The sequence below is a fragment of the Bacillus sp. FSL R9-9410 genome, assembly GCF_038050385.1.
In the GTDB taxonomy this organism is placed as follows: domain Bacteria; phylum Bacillota; class Bacilli; order Bacillales; family Bacillaceae_G; genus Bacillus_A; species Bacillus_A cereus_U.
In genome coordinates, this window is the sequence record NZ_JBBOTV010000001.1 from 3823899 (window position 1) to 3841265 (window position 17367).

A 17367-nucleotide genomic window follows, 5' to 3' on the forward strand; every position below is an offset into this window, starting at 1 on the left:
CAATCACCTTATACTCACTCTTACAAGTTGCTATTTTAGGAGGACTAATCATGACAACTAGCAATACGTACAAATTTTATTTAAACGGAGAATGGAGAGAAAGCTCTTCTGGTCAAACAATCGACATTCCATCTCCATACTTACACGAAGTAATTGGGCAAGTACAAGCAATTACTCAAGGAGAAGTGGATGAAGCAATTGCATCTGCAAAAGAAGCTCAAAAATCATGGGCTGAAGCTTCTCTACAAGATCGCGCAAAATATTTATATAAATGGGCTGATGAGCTCGTAAATATGCAAGATGAAATTGCCGATATCATTATGAAAGAAGTCGGTAAAGGATATAAAGATGCGAAAAAAGAAGTTGTTCGTACAGCTGACTTCATTCGTTACACTATTGAAGAAGCTCTTCATATGCACGGAGAAAGCATGATGGGCGATAGCTTCCCTGGCGGAACGAAATCTAAACTTGCGATTATCCAACGCGCACCACTTGGTGTTGTATTAGCAATCGCACCATTTAACTACCCAGTAAACTTATCTGCTGCAAAACTTGCACCAGCACTTATTATGGGTAACGCTGTTATCTTCAAACCAGCAACTCAAGGTGCAATTAGCGGTGTTAAAATGGTTGAAGCACTTCATAAAGCTGGCCTTCCAAAAGGTCTTGTAAACGTAGCTACAGGACGCGGTTCTGTAATTGGTGACTACTTAGTAGAACATCCTGGTATCAATATGGTATCGTTCACAGGTGGTACAAACACAGGTAAACATTTAGCGAAAAAAGCTGCAATGATTCCACTTGTATTAGAACTTGGTGGTAAAGACCCTGGTATCGTTCGTGAAGATGCTGACTTACAAGATGCTGCAAACCATATCGTAAGCGGTGCATTCTCTTACTCTGGTCAACGTTGTACAGCTATTAAACGTGTACTTGTACACGAAAATGTAGCAGACGAGCTTGTTGGCTTATTAAAAGAGCAAGTAGCTAAATTATCAGTTGGATCTCCAGAACAAGACAGCACAATCGTCCCATTAATCGACGACAAATCTGCTGACTTCGTTCAAGGTTTAGTTGATGACGCTGTAGAAAAAGGTGCAACAATCGTTATCGGTAACAAACGTGAGCGCAACTTAATTTATCCAACATTAATCGACCACGTAACAGAAGAAATGAAAGTTGCTTGGGAAGAGCCATTCGGCCCAATCCTTCCAATCATCCGTGTTTCTTCTGACGAACAAGCGATTGAAATTGCTAACAAATCAGACTTCGGTCTGCAAGCAAGTGTCTTCACGAAAGACATTAACAAAGCGTTTGCAATTGCTAACAAAATCGACACTGGTTCTGTTCAAATTAACGGACGCACAGAGCGCGGCCCTGACCACTTCCCATTCATCGGTGTAAAAGGTTCAGGTATGGGCGCACAAGGTATTCATAAGAGCCTTGAGTCTATGACACGTGAAAAAGTAACTGTATTAAACTTAGTTTAATCTTATATGTAGAAGCTGATCTAATTTTAGATCAGCTTCTTTTTAGTTCAAAACCGTATCCATCACCAATAACGAACTCTTCCCTATAATCTGATTATTACCATATCCATTGACGTATAAAAATACATTTGTTACTCTTAAGTACGTTAATTTAATATTTAAATCCTCATTCGTATCTCGGTGAGGTAGAGGTTGCAATCATTAAAAGTATCATTTCAGGAGATGTAGTGGCATTGATGAAGGAATGAGAAAGGAATGGTTGCCGAAGTAAGACGTGCCCACCATGCGCACTTGCTGGGTCTGCATTTAATAAGTGCAGAACTGTCACAAACGTTTCGTTTGTGGAGAGCTATCGAGAGGTATGTCGTGGGTTTCTTATAAGATAGAAAGCATGTAGCGGCAAATTACGTGCTTTTTTTGTTTTGTTTGGAACTTCTCTTCCTTACCAGGAAGACATACATATCTCCTCGCTTGACTTGGTTATACTAACTTTGGAGGTATTTTCTATGCAACAAAAAAAATGGGGCTTTTGGGTACTAACAGCTTTCGTTGTCGGCAACATGGTTGGCGCTGGTATTTTCATGGTGCCAAGTACGTTGGCACAAACAGCTAGCCCTCTCGGTGTCACTTTAGCTTGGTTAACAACAGGGTTTGGTGTTTTAATGCTAGCTCTTGTTTTCGGTAATTTAGCAATTCGTCGTCCTGATTTAACGACAGGACCACAAAGTCATGCATATGCTTTATTCTCAACACCAAAAAGAAAGAAAATGGCTGGTTTCAGCATAGTATGGGGATATTGGGTTGCAAACTGGGCAAGTAACGTTGCCATCATTACATCTTTCGCGGGATATTTATCGCTCTTCTTCCCGGTTATGAAAGATACACGACTATTGTTTTCAATCGGCTCTTTCAATATAGAAGTTGGAAAACTACTTACATTTACTATTTGTTCTATTTTACTATGGGGCACTCATTTAATTTTAACAAACGGTGTAAGCGGAGCTGGGAAACTAAACTTCTTAGCAACAACAACGAAAGTAACTGGATTCCTTCTATTCATCATTGTTACGTTATTTGCGTTCGAAGCTTCTAAATTTGGACAATGGTACACACCGATGATTGATAAAGAAGGCGTATCACACGGTCTCCTTTCACAAGTAAATTTAGCTGCTCTTACAACACTTTGGGCATTTATCGGAATTGAATCAGCCGTTCTTTTATCAAACCGAGCTACTTCTCCCAAAACGGTAAAACGTGCAACAGTTGCCGGTTTACTAATAACAGTTGCAATTTATTTAGGAATTACAATTTTAACAATGGGTGTACTTCACGTTGATAAATTACAAGCTTCTGAACGTCCATTAGCAGATGCATTAAATGCTGCAATGGGTCACGGCGGCGGGAAACTTATGGCATTACTTGCTCTTACTTCCCTATTCGGTTCAATATTAGGCTGGATTTTATTAAGCTCAGAAGTACCTTATCAAGCAGCAAAAGAAGGTTTCTTCCCTTCCTTCTTCGCAAAAACAAATAAAAAAGGAAGTCCGATTCATTCACTACGATTAACAAACATTATGTCGCAAGTGTTCTTATTCTCAACATTATCAGGAACAATTGCGGAAGCTTATACATTCGTTATTACAGTATCAACTTTAGCCTATCTCATTCCATATCTCGTTTCACCAATCTTCCAGTTAAAGCTAGTCGCAACTGGTGAAACATACAAAAATGAAATGCGGGCAAGAATTACGGATGGCATAGTCGCAGCAATCGCACTTTGCTATGCACTATGGGTTATTAAAACAGGTGCATCCGATATAAAAACATTCCTTCTCGGGATTGGTTTATTCGTAATTGGCTTTGCCTTCTATCCATTAATGAATCGTGATCAGAAAAAAAATAACGAAAAGAAAAACGAGCAAGTTGCATAACGCAATTTGCTCGTTTTTTGCTTAATAAAACATATATAATAGAAAAAAGAGGTGAAAAACATGTCAATCGAATCACTATGGAGCTCTCGCTTTCAACAACATATTCAAAATGCCATCACATACTTTGCACGTATGATTAACGGTTTGCTATATAGCTTCATCTTCGTCTCATGTGTAGGTGCATATTATTACGCAAAGTTTCTTAAAACGGATCCTTCTAAAGGAATATCTTTATTACTCATCACGCTCGTACTAACACTCATTATAGCGAGATGCCAAGTTCGCACATTTATTCAAAAACCTGACGCTGTCTATTTACTAGCACTAGAAGAGAAATTAACATCTTATTTCAAAAAATCTCTTCTATATAATTACATCATTCAGCTTTTCCCGCTTGTATTTATGTTCCTTATTATCGTACCGCTTGCACTGCAATCATTACAATTAACCGTACCTTTTTTATGTACAATCTTTATAATTTTAATGATTCTAAAGGGCTGGAACATATACATACATTGGATATGGCGTGATAGTTATGAAAAAAACATATGGCTTATCATTCGTATTGCTTGTAACGCCCTTATCATTTACATGCTATTTTATACTGCAAATGTGATTGTATTAGGCGGATTACTCTTACTTCTCGCTTTCCTACTTCTATATACGAAGAAACAACCAATAAAACGAATACCGTGGGAATACATAATCGAACAAGAAGAAAAAATGGACATACGATTTTATCAATTCGCTAGCATCTTCACTGATGTTCCGCAGCTAAAAAAACAAGTAAACGGCAGAAAATGGCTTACAAATTGGATCGAACCTTTACTACATAAAAAACAAGCTACTTTCTTCTATTTGCATACACTATCGTTTTTACGAGGGAATGATTATTTTGGTATATATATTCGCTTAAGTATTATTGGTTCCTTCATCGTATACTTCGTACCGAATATATACGCAAAAGGCGCTATCGCTTACTGCGTCCTATATATGATCTCTATGCAGCTTCGTTCGCTGTGGAAGTATTTTTCGGGAAATATTATTGTGGCATTATATCCGATTGCTACTGAAGAAAGAATGAATCAATTTCTCAGCTTAATTTTCACATTACTAAGTATTCAACTCATTGTATTTTCAAGTGTTATACTCATTGCTACAGGACAATTACTACATAGTTTGATCATTGCAGTCATTGGGATGCTCTGGGTTAAATTTATTATCGTACCGAAAACGAAGAAGAGGATTTCTTCATTTTAACGAAAAAGAGGCTGTACATAACAGCCTCTTTTCTCGTCCTAAAATTTCTAATCACTTTTCGTAGGCATTTCTCATATAGTGAAAATGACTATACAATTCCTATCCATACGTTAAATAATGATTTCGCACATATAAATAAAAAAGATAGGAGCTCTATTATGCACAACAATCCGCCTGCAACGCCCCAAAACAACTCAGAAGAAAATAGCCGTGACATTAAATTGCAAACATTACGAGTCATCGGACTCATCGTCCTTATTAGTGGTTATATCCTCGTCGCTCTCTCAGAAGTAGGTGAGCTGAAAACCTTATTAACAAGTCCGAATGCCAACCCTGACTTAGCTGAAGTTGATCCGTTTTAAACTTAGAGATAAAAGGAGAAATTATTTAATTTCTCCCTTTATCTCTCTTCTTCATGATTAGCACCGGCGCCATAATCAAAATAATAATCCATCGCTCGGTCTAGCCACTCTTCTTCCTCTTCAGTAAATGGGGATGGTGGGATTTCTCCCTCTCCTTCTCCACCTATTCCTTCCAGCTCTTTAACCATCTCTTCATTCATAAGCGAAACTGTAGAACAAACTGCCTCATTGGCTATTGTCATCCACCAGCCCATTAACTGTTGCACTTCGGGATCATCCACTGGTCTCCCCACTAATTCTTTTACACCTTTCGTATAACGAATAAAATCTTTGTCCCCCTCTACTAAAACTTCTTTTGAATGATCAAATAAAACCTCGGTTACTTCATCCGAAGTATGCTGCTCAAACCATTTCCGGTTATCTCTCTCCCATTCTATACTTCTAATTAAGTGCATGAGAAATCCGCTATCTATGTCCTCTTTTTCTTCTAACAAATTTAATGTGCGATTAATAGCCTCAAGGACTGTCTCAATATGTTCTCTCTTATCTTCGAAAGCCTTTTTTTGTATTTCCAAACTTTCATGTAAGTCTATGTCAAAAGTAGGGCTATTAATTATTTCACTTATTTTCTCCAAACTATAACCTAAAAATTTAAAACTTACGATTTGCTGTAAAGTAAGTTCATCCTGCTTCGTATATAAACGATGGCCGGAACTAGGATTTTTTACAGGCTTTAGTAATCCAATTTCATCATAATAGTGTAACGTTCTAATAGAAGTTCCTGTCTTTTCTGAGAACTCGCCAATAGAATAATGCTGTTTTTTGTTCATCTTATATTGCTCCCTAAATGGTGTTATCGTCCTTCTACGCTTTCATCATACTACCTCACGTAACTGTAGGTGCAAGGAAAATTCATTATTTAATACATCTATATTATTTACCCAATATGAGAAACTTTCCTCTCATCCTCATACTGCTCTTTCCCTATCGCCCTCATAAATAATAAAATACTGCTCATACCAACTATGAAATAGAGCACACTCATTCCCCAAGAGGCAATAAATGAACCTAACATAACACCTAATGCACCATTCATTTTCGCCACTTGAAAGACCATTCCGTTAATCGCCATATAAGAACCTCGCGCCTCATTTGGCACCATATCTGCCATTATGGATTGACGAACCGGTACATACATCATCTCTCCTACAGTTTGGAAAAGCCCTGCGATTAATAAAATCCATAAACTATTGCTCGTTCCGAGTATGGTAAATCCAATTGTATAAATGAATAAGCCTACATATAAAATCTTTAAATCGTTGAAGCTCTTCAACATTTTAATAACAAGCGCCGAAAATAATACAATTAAAATTGTATTCTCTGTAGATATCCAGCTCAGCATTCGAATACCTGTTAAATCAAACGTAAAACCATTTCCGAAGAAAAAGTGAATCGTTTCAAATTCCTTCTGCAAACGTATCCCTAAATAATTATTAATTTGAAACTCTAAAGATAATGTACATATACTTGCTGCACAAAAAATTAAAAACGCTCGGTCTTTCATCACGACTTTATAACTATCTGCCATATCTTTTAATACATTTTTCTTCTCCACTGTTTTTCGTGCTACATACACTTCTTCCATATATACAGCCATCACATATAAAGTAATGATTGCAACAACCGTTAATACGATAAACAATTGTAATCTATAGTTTTCAAATAGTAACCCACCAAATATTGCTCCAATCGCAATTGATAAGTTAATAGCCCAGTAGTTAATGCTGTACATCACTTTTCGATTTTCAGGTGTACTCACATCTATTAACATCGCTTCCGTCGCTGGATTCATAAGTCCAGATCCTAAACTATTCACTAACATAAACACAAATGTTAGCCATGGTGAATCTACATAATCTGAGTTTGCAATTCCCATACAAGCAATGGAAACGACTTGTATACTTTGGCCGATAATCATTACTTTTTTACGACCGAGCCGATCTCCAACATACCCACCATATAAACCGATAATTAATGCAGCTAGCACATTGACGAGTAATAAAGCACCAGCAATCGCACTACCTAATTTTATTGAAAAATAAATCGCCATAAATGGAAAAATCATTGTGGATACAGTGCGTGTTAAAAACGAAGTTATAATTCTAATTTTTATATTTCGGTGCATACTCCAAAATCCCATTGTTTCCCCCTCCTTATGCTTATTCATTTTACTTTGAAAAAGAGGAAGAAAAAGGTTAGAATATTCTAAAGAGCTTCCCCTTTTATCCCGCATTAACGGGCAGTAAGACCCCCACTGATTAAAGTTTCACTTTATTATAGAAGGAAGTGTACATATGAAAATTATGGACTATTACATTAGACTAAGGCTACATGCACAAGATCAACAACATATACGAAATAGCTTACAAGAATTAGCGGATGTTTTATATTGCAGTACGAAAAACGTAAAAATTTTATTAAAGAAAATGAGCGAGGAACAATTCATTAAGTGGACGCCGGGGCGTGGTCGCGGAAATAAAACAGAAATTGTATTTGTACATAGTTTCCTAGAAGCAATTGAATCCTATACAGATGAACTGTTAGCGCAAGAAAAGTTAAAGGATGTTTTTCTTCTTTTAAAGGAACCCCTACCCCTTGCACTTCAAAAAAAGATAGAAAATAAACTACATCATCATTTTGGATACAAACCTTCAAATGATATGTACGATATATTGAAGATTCCTATATCAAGAAAGATATTCCCATTAGATCCGGCTTTTGTGGCTGTAACTACGGAGAGCCATCTTACGAGTCAAATTTTTGATACGTTAGTCGTTTATAATGATGTTACTGAAAAAATGGAACCACACATTGCACATACGTGGGAATTAAGTGCAGACGGGCTTACGTGGACCTTTTATTTACGAAAGGATATACATTTTCATAACGAAACAGTTTTAACTTCTAAAGATGTACAATTTTCATTTGAAAGACTACAACAAGTTCAATCTCCTTTCGAATGGTTAACAGAAGAAATTGTTCAAATTGAAACACCATCACCACTGCAAATACGATTTCATTTAGCAAAACCTAACGTTTTTTTCTTACGTTATGTGAGTTCCATGCAACTCGCAATTTTACCGCATGATGCAGTTATTCAAAATCATCACTACATAGGTACTGGACCTTTTAAACTTACTCATTACTCTGAAGACAATATCGTACTCGAAGCGTTCACCCATTATTTTAAAGAGCGTGCGTTATTAGACCGTATTGAATTTTGGGGTATTCCTGATCATTTGCAAATAGATGCTGATTATGAACTACCAAATGAAGAGGAAAATGAAAGGCATGATATACAAATAGAAGAAATAGGTTGTATTTATGCTAGCTTCAACTTTACAAAACCTGGTCCCCACCACGACATTTATTTTCGTAAAGCTTGGAGAGAAATATATGACGTTAAAACGATACTTCGTAATATAGAGGGGCGACGAACCATTGCTGCATCAAGCTTTTTTCCAGAAAGAAGCCGCCAAGTTCCTAACAGGTCCTACTCTTTAGAAAAAGCGAAGGATTATTTAAAAAAGAGCACCTATAATGGAGAAACGATACATATTTATTTCTTCGCATTTAAAGATAGTGCAAATGATGCACATTTCCTAAAAGAACGCTGCGAACAATTAGGAGTACACGTAGAACTTCACCCATTTCTCGTTTCAGATTATATGGATCGTTCTATTGATAAACATGCGGATATTATTTTCATGGGGGAAGTATTTGCTACCGATCATGAAATTGCATTTTTAAATGTATTTAAAAATAAAAGTTGCTTCGTAAATCGATTCATGGACCCACACTATGCAAAACAAATTAATTGTTTACTTGATACCTTTTTATTAGAAGACAATAAAGAAAAACGGTATAAGCTCATGTATGAGATTGAAGAGTTTTTACAAGCTGAAAACATCATTTTATTTAACTATCACGTTTTGAAAAGAAAAACATATCCTTCTTCTTTAAAAAACGTAACAATTGATTCATTCGGTTGGGCAAATTTTGCAAAGTTATGGATACAGCCATCCCCGCGTTAAAATGTGAAGTTTTTTATAAAAGGAGAAGAACCATGAAAAGCAACCTAGAAAAAAGGCTTTCCTATCTATACACAGGTGAGTTATTTTCAGTCATTACCTTTATTTTCACAAGTTACTTACTTAATTATGCTTATCCTACATTATATTTATATTCCCTATATTCTTTTGGGGTCTCATTTCTTCTTTTAGAGTTTCTCTTACTACAAGGAACTTTTTACTGGTACGTAAAGTGGAAAAGACTAAAAAAAGAAAAAACATCTGTTACACCTATTTGGATTATTCAATATTTAAAAATACTAAAAAAAATAAATATCGGATTGATTATCGCAGGACTTATTATGTTTATTATCGATTTTTTAATTTGGTATCCCCACTTACCTTTAGGCGGGCTATCATTCGCTCTATTTGTTTATGTTTTTGCATTATTTGAGTATATTAACTATTACCATGTTCAGCTTTCATATGATAATATCTCTGATATTAAATATTTGATAAAATCAAAGAAACTAAAACAGTCCTGTATGAGTAAAGATTTTCAACGTATTTCATAAAAGGTTAAATTCCGCTTATGAAGACTTTAAGCTAAGAAAAACTAAGCAATTTTTATGAATGCAAGAGAAGGTACTACCTCCTTAGTAGTACCTTCTTTTACATGTTTAAAGATGAACCTTCTACGTATAGAGATGCAAACTATTATTAAATTACTTCAGCCAAATGATTCTTCAAGTCCATCAAAAACTTCTCAATATCCGGATTTTTCACCACATCATAACACGCAAAGCTCTTTAACGGACTCATACCAATAAACTTCTGCACACGATGTAAATGACTAAGCGCTGACTCTAAACTTTCTCCTTCAAAGAACTTCGTCTTATCTCCAAATGCTTTTTCAGGTGCATTCCAAGTTGTAGAGAACATATAATGCTTCTCTTTTAATAAACCACCTGTTCCATATTCATCTGCACCTTCAAAGAACAAACCGTATTCATATACTTCATCCATATAAGTTTTAAATAATCCCGGTACACTAAACCAGTAAATTGGTGTTTGATAAATAACAACATCCGCCCATAAAAACTTTTCTTGCTCTTCCTTAATACTGTATCCATCTTGAATCGTTGTTGTTTTCACATGATGATTTTCACTTAGTAAACTTATCATGCAATCAGCTAGCGTTTTATTTAATCGACCTTCCTTTGAACCGTATTTTTCATGCCCATTTATAATGAATATATTTTTCATAACTTTTCTCTCCCTTATTTTACTCTTCAGCTATTAATCCAAGTTGCTGTTTCAGCGTAAGATTATCTTCTAAATGCCAATCTTCCGTTATCTTTCCGTCTTTCACATGCAAAATATCAATTGCAAAAAAACGAATGTTTTTACCATTATGAGTTCCTGTAAAAGAAAGACGAGCTGTTACTTTATCACTAACCACTAATAAATCTTCAACTTCACAATGTATGTCTGGAACTACTTTACGAAAGTTTTGCGCTGCAAGCTTTAATCCTTCAGTGCCTTGTGGTCGACCTTTCGGCAGTGTATTATCGAAAAAATTTTCAGTAACCGTTTGCGGAATAAGTTCCTCCCTACCTGTATCCCAAAATGCATAAAAGCGCTGGGCTGCATGAACCATTTCTGTCACTTCTTTTTTGCTTAGTGAAGGATCGATTGTCATTGTTTTTGGCTTCGGCATTTCCTTCAATAATTGGATTTCAGTTTTTTCCTCCCCACTACACGCTACAAGCACAATACAAATGACAAAAAAACTAAGTAACGCAAATAACCTTTTCATACCCATGGAAATCACCTCCTCCTGCTGCAAACCCTTTGTATTTCGTATTGCTATTGTATATGCATTAACTTCCTTTATGGAAGTAGAGATATTTTTTTCATATAGTTACCAAAAAGATAGTTTTGTGATACGATAAAGCAAATTCATTCAAAAAATTTTATGGAGGCTATTTCCATGACCAATATAGATCCAGTTATATTAACGAAAGGTTTACCTGGCATCCCATGTCCTATCGCTAAAACTCTTGACGTAATTAGTACAAAATGGACATTTTTAATCATTCGCGACCTTCTTATCGAAGGGATATTACGATTTAGTGATTTACAAAAATCAATGGACGGGATTAGTCCGAAAACATTGTCGCTTCGACTAAAAGAATTAGAAGCACAAGGGATTATAACGAGAAAAGTATATCCAGAAGTTCCGCCTCGTGTAGAGTACACTTTAACGGATAAAGGAAAGCAATTAGAGGGGATATTTATTGAATTAAAGCGGTTTGGATTGAGCTTATAAACGAAAAGCCCCTTACCATAAAAATAGTAAGAGGCTTTTCGTTATTCACTACATTACTTCGCAAAACTTTGAGCTAGCTGTTTCTCTCTCCACATAAATGTAATGCCGAGACCAACGATTAAAACAACACCTGAAAATGCATATGGATAATTAATGTTTATATCAAATAATATTCCGCCCATCGCTGGTCCTGCGATATTTCCTAAACTCGTATACGTTGAGTTCATACCAGCAACGAATCCTTGCTCTTTTCCAGCTGCTTTTGATAAAAATGTCGTTAAAGCTGGACGAAGTAAATCAAATGCTAAGAAAATAAAACAAGTAACGAGAAGTACACTCCAATAATTAAAGACTACAGTTGAAACGAATGCTAATACTGCACCTACAATTAAACATATTTGAATTAATACTTTCTCACCGAACATGTCAACCAATTTGCCAAACATAAATACTTGCACAACTACCCCAAAGATGGAGCTAATCGTAATAATTGCAGCAATATCTTTCGGTGTGAAACCAAATTTATGATCAGAAAACAGACTAAACACAGTTTCATATGCCGATAATCCGAATGCGAGTACAAATACAATAATAAATGCGATTGCATACATTGGATTTAATGATTTCTTTAAATCCCCGATAAAGCTTGATTCCTTCGTATTAGCAGAAATCTCTGCAATTTGCTCTTTCGTTAACGGTTCTTTTAAAATAAAGATGGAAATCACACATGCTATAAAGGCAATCACTGCTGCCACAAAGAACGGCACACGTATACCGTATTCTGCAATAAACCCTCCAATTCCAGGCCCTATAATAAATCCGGTACTAATAGCGGCTGAAAGATATCCCATCGCTTTTGGACGTTCTTGAATAGAAGTAATATCAGCAACATATGCCGTAACACCCGGCATAATAAACGCGGCACTAATTCCGCCTAACACCCTCGCTGCATAAAGCATCCACACATCTGTACCTAATCCAAAAAGAAGCTCTGAAACACCAAAAATAAATAATCCAATGATTATCATTTTCTTCCTACCGTAAATGTCGACCCAACGACCCGTAATAGGTGAAGTAATAAGCTGCGCCATTGCAAATACTGCAACAAGATAGCCCATCGTCTTTCCTGTTAAATTCATATCATTCATAAAGGATGGCATAACCGGAATGATTAATCCAATCCCTAAAAAAGCGATAAATATATTACTCAAAAGAATGATCAATACCATCTTTTGTTCTTTTATCGGTTTCTTCAATTTTTAACACCTCTTCCCGTAAGTTCCTCTCAAAAATAATGCCCAAGAAACTTTTTCTTTATCCTGCTATTTGTGGGCTAATAATGAGTGACGATGCCCTCACTCATTAGAATTTCACTCTATCCTTCCACACATACATCAATACAGGGTGAATGACTATCATTCAGTTTCCCGCAGAAATGAACCTACCTTTTCAGACAGGTTCATCTTACTATTTCTTTATATGTAGTGCATGTGTTAAGAAACCTAGTACTTCTGCCTTTTGTAGCTCAACCTGCTCATCATCTTTATGATCATATAAATAAACTTGTTCAGCCGCTGATTCAACAAGAGCGATAAATAACTTCGCTGTTCTCTCTGCATGAACCGAATCACGAATTTCACCAGCTTCTTTCGCCTTACTTAAAAATTCACTTAGCCACATATAAAGAGGCTCATACACAGCTTCCCATTCTTTTATATGTTCAGTAGATGCAAGACCCGCATACATTAAAGCTTGTATTTCACGATATTCAGCTATAAAGTTAAACACTGCATCTATTACCTGCTCAACCTTACTTGAAAAAGGTGAATCGTTCTGTACTTTTTCTTTCACTGCAAGTATCATCTTCTCAACCATCACTTCTGCTATTGCAGGCATAACAGATAACTTAGAAGGAAAATATAAATAGAACGTTCCTTGCGCAATGCCAGCCAATTTCACGATATCAGAAATCTTCGTTTTTTCAACGCCCTTTTCCTGAAATACTTCAATAGCTGCATAGACAATTTTTTCTTTTTTATTCATCATCTAAACCCTTTCACACGCGTATTGAATGACTGTCACTCATTTTATAAAATAACTAGCTGTACTGTCAATTATAGTGCACTTTTCATAATAAAAATCTCCCAACAAATCGTTAGGAGATTCAACTTTAATATCATTTTCTTATGAAAGAGCCTTTAATCCCGTAACTCCACATACGATAAGAGCTACACTAATCAAACGTGCCTTACTTTTCGATTCACCAAACAGAAACATATTTAATAAAACTGCGCCTGCTGTTCCAATGCCAATCCAAACCGCATAAGCCACACTTACTTGTAAGAACAAGAAAGATGTGTATAAAAATGCGAAGGAAGTTGCAAATCCACCTATATAAATCGCTCCATTTGCTAACGTCTTATCTTTACTATACATTTTAAGGCCTATCACACCGACTATTTCACTAATTGCAGCACAAAATACGAAAATCCAACCCATTTTTAAGCAGCTCCTTCCATAGTTTCTTCCGCGGTTTCTTCTTTATTATCAGCCAATTTTAAACCGATAACGCCCGCTACGACCATTACGATAAAGAATAGTTTTCCTACACTGAAACTGCCGCCGAAAAGGAATACATCCATTAAGAAAGTACCTACCGTACCAGCTCCGGCAAACACAGCATATACAGTCCCTGTTGCAAGATGTTCGCACGCTTTCGATAGGAAGTAAAAATCAACAGCGATAACTCCTACAATAATGACCCAATGCCACCAAGTATGAGCTGTATTAAAACCAAACACCCAAAAGACTTCAAAAATACATGTTAATATGACATATAACCAAGCTTTATTTTTCATATCTCTCACCTTCTATTATTTACTGACTGACCGTCAGTCATTTTTAATTTAAAAAATATAATCTCACGCTAACTACTATTTAAAAAACCAATATCATCCTCATTTATCCTTATATTTGTTCCGTTATTAAGCTAACTACATATAAAAGTTGCTTATCTACACCCTTTCATAGAAAAATGACTGAATGTCATTCATAAATATTCTACATGACCAATCGATAAAGTGTCAACACCCGGATTCTATTAACCCAAAAATATTTTAAATTTCTTAAATCCACATGCATATTTCTTAATAATCTGTCAATAATGATAGTAACATAATATTTTCTCCATTCCCCCCTTGGAGATCCCTTGAATCGAGCAGTTGCTTTTAGCTAACTGCTCTTTTTTAATTTATCGGCACATTATAATAAAATACTCATAGATAAATTCCAAAACAAAGACCTGTACTCCCTTTTCAACATGCAACAAAGAACGAAATATTTTGTACGCTATTTACTTTCCAACGAGTCTTTGTATGCAATAATTTTATTTTCAAGCATCTTCTCTGTAATTACTAAGTTTTCTCTTTGAGTTTGAATAGATTTTTTATGATTTTCTAAAAGTTGTAAACGAGCTTCGGTTGTATGTTCCCCTTCTGTATATAATCTAGCGTATTCTCTTATTTTCGCTATCGGCATTTGCGTTTGTTTTAATTTCATTACAAACTGCAACCACTTTATATGCGATTCTTCATACAGTCGATTTCCATTTATATCGCGATTTGCAATTAATATGTTCTCTTTTTCATAATAACGTAATGTATGTGTGCTCACTCCTAATAATTTAGCTACCTGGCTAATTGTGTACATACTCATACTCCCTCCACATGCCATTTACCATCATATATTTAACTGCTTTATAAAAAACATTTGACTTAGAGTATACTCTAACAAATAGAATCTAACCATACTAAATTAATTTGAACTTAGGGGGATTTTATATGAAATATACTGTTATTACTGGTGCAAGTTCCGGAATTGGCTATGAATCAGCTTTAGCCTTTGCATCTCGCGGAAAAAATTTAATACTTGTAGCTCGAAGACAAGAAGCATTAGACGGATTAAAATTAAAAATTAACGAAATGCATCCAGAGTTGGATGTTGTCATTCGAAGAACTGATTTATCCGTCACTGAAGAAGTTTATAAATTTTATGAAAGTCTACAAAGTTTTCAAATTGAAACGTGGATTAACAACGCAGGTTTTGGTAATTTCGCCTCAATTGCTGAACAAAATTTAAATAAAATAGAGACGATGTTGCATGTAAATATAGAAGCACTAACAATACTATCTTCCCTTTTCGTTCGAGATTATTCAATGACCGAAGGAACACAGCTTATTAACGTTTCATCCGGCGGTGGATACACGATTGTTGCCAATGCTGTTACGTACTGTGCTACGAAATTTTATGTAAGTGCATTTACAGAAGGACTATCTCACGAACTGAAAGAACAAGGTGCAAAACTACAAGCAAAAGTTTTAGCTCCTGCTGCAACTGAAACAGAATTTGCGAAACGTTCATTTAATATTGATGAGTTCCAATATGATGGTGTTGTACCGAAATTTCATACTGCAAAACAAATGGCACAATTTATGCTCGACCTTTATGATAGCGATAAAGTTGTAGGGCTGGTCGATGGTTCTACGTATAACTTTGAGCTTAGAGATCCGCTTTATAATTTTGCAGTAAGACAAACGAATTCAAATTCTTAACAACATCTCATTTCTGACTAAAATATAGATACCCACTATTTCTTAAATAATAGTGGGCCTTTTTTCTCTCTAAAAATTTCACCCAACATACCGTATCATCGCCACCTCATCACAATAATCAACTTTTGGACAATGTCTACAATCAATCCATACTTTCTCTGGTAATGATTCTTTATTCACAAAATCAAATCCACACTTTTGAAAAAAATCCGTTTCATATGTTAAAGAAATTACTCTATTCACTTTTATTTTTGCTGCCTCATTCATTACATGATTCACTAACATACGCCCTATCCCTTTTCCTGCATATGTATGCGAAACTACTAACGATCGTACTTCTGCAAGATCCTCTCCTAACACATGTAAACCAGCAACTCCAATAACATTCTCTTCTTCTTTCATGACATATAAACATTGTAAATATTGATAGAGAGACAAAAGAGCACGCGGCAAAACAACTCCTTCTTTTGCATACATTTCAATGAGATTATAAATTTCTTTCACATCACTTGTAACCGCATTAAAGATTTTCATATTATATCCCCTTGCCCCCAGTGTTAATATTTATAACATTAAATGAATTTTAATTCATAATTCCATATAATAATACATCTCTCTTTTCTCTCCGTCAATCACTTTTCTGAATTTTATATAAACAAAAAACCAAGCAACTTAATCGATGCTCGGTTCCTCATTTCGTATCGGCAATACCGTCGAATATTTAATTTCACGAAGTGCTAAACTCGTCTGTATCCGTGTAATACCAAGCTTGTTCAACTTTCTGATAAACTGCTCCAGTTCTTTACGATCACGATTCGCAACCTTTAATAAATAATCATACTCTCCTGTTAAACAGTGACATTCTAACACTTCAGGCATAGATTCTAATTCTCGTTCTAACACTTCAAGTTTTTCCGACTGATGAATATTCGTACTCATAAATATGAAGCATAGTAAATCAAAACCAAGCTTTTCTTGATTTAAAATTGCTACTTGCTTATCAATAAAACCTTCCCCATCTAACCTTTTTATTCTTGCATGCATAGCAGCTGGTGATAAATTAACGCGGCGTGCTAACTCTGCATTACTTACTTGTGACTCTTTCTGCAATATATCTAAAATTTTCACATCCAAATCATCAAGCACTTTAATAACAGATGACTCCATCAAAATCCCCCCTTTTTTCTTACCGATGATTATTCGAAAAAACACCTCACACCTTACACAAAACTGAACATCTTTCTATAAATTATATTTACAACAAAACATTTTATTGTTTTTTAACCATTATACAAAAGAATATATTACATAA

General features: G+C 35.4%; 19 protein-coding genes and 1 riboswitch. Of the genes, 8 read left to right on the forward strand and 11 right to left on the reverse strand.

All coding sequences use genetic code 11. The features are described 5' to 3' along the window. The first annotated feature begins 50 nt into the window (after positions 1–50). From gapN to MKX77_RS19905, 4 genes are all read left to right on the forward strand, one after another. Complete coding sequence (gene gapN / locus MKX77_RS19890; protein ID WP_341307587.1) at positions 51–1490, forward strand: NADP-dependent glyceraldehyde-3-phosphate dehydrogenase; 1440 nt, start codon at positions 51–53, stop codon at positions 1488–1490. A gap of 178 nt (positions 1491–1668) precedes the next feature. After that, positions 1669–1850: riboswitch (Lysine riboswitch) on the forward strand. Between the two features lie 146 nt (positions 1851–1996). Further along, positions 1997–3421 (forward strand): amino acid permease, encoded by a 1425-nt coding sequence (locus MKX77_RS19895; RefSeq protein WP_341307588.1) that lies wholly within the window; start codon positions 1997–1999, stop codon positions 3419–3421. Positions 3422–3481: 60 nt separating this feature from the next. Next, on the forward strand, positions 3482–4681 hold the full coding sequence (locus MKX77_RS19900) for an ABC transporter permease (RefSeq protein WP_341307589.1): 1200 nt from the start codon (positions 3482–3484) through the stop codon (positions 4679–4681). Between the two features lie 158 nt (positions 4682–4839). Next, on the forward strand, positions 4840–5043 hold the full coding sequence (locus MKX77_RS19905) for a hypothetical protein (RefSeq protein WP_215555359.1): 204 nt from the start codon (positions 4840–4842) through the stop codon (positions 5041–5043). Between the two features lie 38 nt (positions 5044–5081). Here MKX77_RS19905 and MKX77_RS19910 read toward each other — a convergent pair whose 3' ends face one another. Together MKX77_RS19910 and MKX77_RS19915 are read right to left on the reverse strand one after the other, a co-directional pair. Next, positions 5082–5873 carry a MerR family transcriptional regulator gene (locus MKX77_RS19910; protein ID WP_341307590.1) on the reverse strand — a complete coding sequence of 264 codons (792 nt, stop codon included), beginning with the start codon at positions 5871–5873 and terminating at the stop codon, positions 5082–5084. Between the two features lie 107 nt (positions 5874–5980). After that, positions 5981–7243 carry an MDR family MFS transporter gene (locus MKX77_RS19915; protein ID WP_341307591.1) on the reverse strand — a complete coding sequence of 421 codons (1263 nt, stop codon included), beginning with the start codon at positions 7241–7243 and terminating at the stop codon, positions 5981–5983. A gap of 154 nt (positions 7244–7397) precedes the next feature. On the opposite strand from MKX77_RS19915, the gene MKX77_RS19920 reads away from it, so the two are divergent. Then, complete coding sequence (locus MKX77_RS19920; RefSeq protein ID WP_341307592.1) at positions 7398–9137, forward strand: SgrR family transcriptional regulator; 1740 nt, start codon at positions 7398–7400, stop codon at positions 9135–9137. 32 nt (positions 9138–9169) lie between these two features. Then, positions 9170–9688: a general stress protein gene (locus MKX77_RS19925; RefSeq protein ID WP_341307593.1), complete on the forward strand. Its 519-nt coding sequence runs from the start codon at positions 9170–9172 to the stop codon at positions 9686–9688. A 145-nt stretch (positions 9689–9833) separates the two neighbouring features. Here the strand turns inward: MKX77_RS19925 and MKX77_RS19930 are convergent, their stop codons facing one another. Both MKX77_RS19930 and MKX77_RS19935 read right to left on the reverse strand, forming a co-directional pair. Then, positions 9834–10379, reverse strand: a complete 546-nt coding sequence (locus MKX77_RS19930) for an NAD(P)H-dependent oxidoreductase (protein ID WP_341307594.1) — start codon at positions 10377–10379, stop codon at positions 9834–9836. A gap of 19 nt (positions 10380–10398) precedes the next feature. Further along, entirely contained in the window at positions 10399–10938 is a 540-nt protein-coding gene (locus tag MKX77_RS19935; RefSeq protein WP_341307595.1) for an ester cyclase, read from the reverse strand. Positions 10939–11106: 168 nt separating this feature from the next. Between MKX77_RS19935 and MKX77_RS19940 the strand changes: the two genes are divergently transcribed. Then, positions 11107–11445, forward strand: a complete 339-nt coding sequence (locus MKX77_RS19940) for a winged helix-turn-helix transcriptional regulator (RefSeq protein WP_341307596.1) — start codon at positions 11107–11109, stop codon at positions 11443–11445. A 53-nt stretch (positions 11446–11498) separates the two neighbouring features. Here the strand turns inward: MKX77_RS19940 and MKX77_RS19945 are convergent, their stop codons facing one another. From MKX77_RS19945 to MKX77_RS19965, 5 genes are all read right to left on the reverse strand, one after another. After that, a complete protein-coding gene (locus MKX77_RS19945) occupies positions 11499–12701 on the reverse strand; it encodes an MFS transporter (RefSeq protein WP_016119652.1) in 1203 nt (400 codons plus the stop codon). 211 nt (positions 12702–12912) lie between these two features. Continuing rightward, positions 12913–13491 (reverse strand): TetR family transcriptional regulator, encoded by a 579-nt coding sequence (locus tag MKX77_RS19950; RefSeq protein ID WP_341307597.1) that lies wholly within the window; start codon positions 13489–13491, stop codon positions 12913–12915. A gap of 138 nt (positions 13492–13629) precedes the next feature. Continuing rightward, a complete protein-coding gene (locus MKX77_RS19955) occupies positions 13630–13944 on the reverse strand; it encodes a DMT family transporter (protein ID WP_000539702.1) in 315 nt (104 codons plus the stop codon). A gap of 2 nt (positions 13945–13946) precedes the next feature. Beyond that, on the reverse strand, positions 13947–14303 hold the full coding sequence (locus tag MKX77_RS19960) for a DMT family transporter (RefSeq protein ID WP_002010813.1): 357 nt from the start codon (positions 14301–14303) through the stop codon (positions 13947–13949). Between the two features lie 490 nt (positions 14304–14793). Then, on the reverse strand, positions 14794–15153 hold the full coding sequence (locus tag MKX77_RS19965; RefSeq protein ID WP_002159148.1) for a MerR family transcriptional regulator: 360 nt from the start codon (positions 15151–15153) through the stop codon (positions 14794–14796). A 131-nt stretch (positions 15154–15284) separates the two neighbouring features. On the opposite strand from MKX77_RS19965, the gene MKX77_RS19970 reads away from it, so the two are divergent. Further along, positions 15285–16055, forward strand: a complete 771-nt coding sequence (locus tag MKX77_RS19970) for an SDR family NAD(P)-dependent oxidoreductase (RefSeq protein ID WP_341307598.1) — start codon at positions 15285–15287, stop codon at positions 16053–16055. Positions 16056–16133: 78 nt separating this feature from the next. Here MKX77_RS19970 and MKX77_RS19975 read toward each other — a convergent pair whose 3' ends face one another. Both MKX77_RS19975 and MKX77_RS19980 read right to left on the reverse strand, forming a co-directional pair. After that, positions 16134–16589 carry an N-acetyltransferase gene (locus MKX77_RS19975; protein WP_341307599.1) on the reverse strand — a complete coding sequence of 152 codons (456 nt, stop codon included), beginning with the start codon at positions 16587–16589 and terminating at the stop codon, positions 16134–16136. 138 nt (positions 16590–16727) lie between these two features. Further along, positions 16728–17222: an Lrp/AsnC family transcriptional regulator gene (locus tag MKX77_RS19980; RefSeq protein ID WP_016103820.1), complete on the reverse strand. Its 495-nt coding sequence runs from the start codon at positions 17220–17222 to the stop codon at positions 16728–16730. Between the last annotated feature and the right edge of the window lie 145 nt (positions 17223–17367).

What these genes read in the sequence shown, in the direction of transcription:
- MKX77_RS19930 (WP_341307594.1), bottom strand. Translation starts at nt 10,379, where the DNA reads ATGAAAAATATATTCATTATAAATGGGCATGAAAAATACGGTTCAAAG.
- MKX77_RS19910 (WP_341307590.1), bottom strand. Translation starts at nt 5,873, where the DNA reads ATGAACAAAAAACAGCATTATTCTATTGGCGAGTTCTCAGAAAAGACA.
- MKX77_RS19900 (WP_341307589.1), top strand. Translation starts at nt 3,482, where the DNA reads ATGTCAATCGAATCACTATGGAGCTCTCGCTTTCAACAACATATTCAA.
- MKX77_RS19925 (WP_341307593.1), top strand. Translation starts at nt 9,170, where the DNA reads ATGAAAAGCAACCTAGAAAAAAGGCTTTCCTATCTATACACAGGTGAG.
- MKX77_RS19915 (WP_341307591.1), bottom strand. Translation starts at nt 7,243, where the DNA reads ATGGGATTTTGGAGTATGCACCGAAATATAAAAATTAGAATTATAACT.
- MKX77_RS19940 (WP_341307596.1), top strand. Translation starts at nt 11,107, where the DNA reads ATGACCAATATAGATCCAGTTATATTAACGAAAGGTTTACCTGGCATC.
- gapN (WP_341307587.1), top strand. Translation starts at nt 51, where the DNA reads ATGACAACTAGCAATACGTACAAATTTTATTTAAACGGAGAATGGAGA.
- MKX77_RS19935 (WP_341307595.1), bottom strand. Translation starts at nt 10,938, where the DNA reads ATGGGTATGAAAAGGTTATTTGCGTTACTTAGTTTTTTTGTCATTTGT.
- MKX77_RS19980 (WP_016103820.1), bottom strand. Translation starts at nt 17,222, where the DNA reads ATGGAGTCATCTGTTATTAAAGTGCTTGATGATTTGGATGTGAAAATT.
- MKX77_RS19955 (WP_000539702.1), bottom strand. Translation starts at nt 13,944, where the DNA reads ATGGGTTGGATTTTCGTATTTTGTGCTGCAATTAGTGAAATAGTCGGT.
- MKX77_RS19975 (WP_341307599.1), bottom strand. Translation starts at nt 16,589, where the DNA reads ATGAAAATCTTTAATGCGGTTACAAGTGATGTGAAAGAAATTTATAAT.
- MKX77_RS19950 (WP_341307597.1), bottom strand. Translation starts at nt 13,491, where the DNA reads ATGATGAATAAAAAAGAAAAAATTGTCTATGCAGCTATTGAAGTATTT.
- MKX77_RS19920 (WP_341307592.1), top strand. Translation starts at nt 7,398, where the DNA reads ATGAAAATTATGGACTATTACATTAGACTAAGGCTACATGCACAAGAT.
- MKX77_RS19895 (WP_341307588.1), top strand. Translation starts at nt 1,997, where the DNA reads ATGCAACAAAAAAAATGGGGCTTTTGGGTACTAACAGCTTTCGTTGTC.
- MKX77_RS19960 (WP_002010813.1), bottom strand. Translation starts at nt 14,303, where the DNA reads ATGAAAAATAAAGCTTGGTTATATGTCATATTAACATGTATTTTTGAA.
- MKX77_RS19905 (WP_215555359.1), top strand. Translation starts at nt 4,840, where the DNA reads ATGCACAACAATCCGCCTGCAACGCCCCAAAACAACTCAGAAGAAAAT.
- MKX77_RS19965 (WP_002159148.1), bottom strand. Translation starts at nt 15,153, where the DNA reads ATGTACACAATTAGCCAGGTAGCTAAATTATTAGGAGTGAGCACACAT.
- MKX77_RS19970 (WP_341307598.1), top strand. Translation starts at nt 15,285, where the DNA reads ATGAAATATACTGTTATTACTGGTGCAAGTTCCGGAATTGGCTATGAA.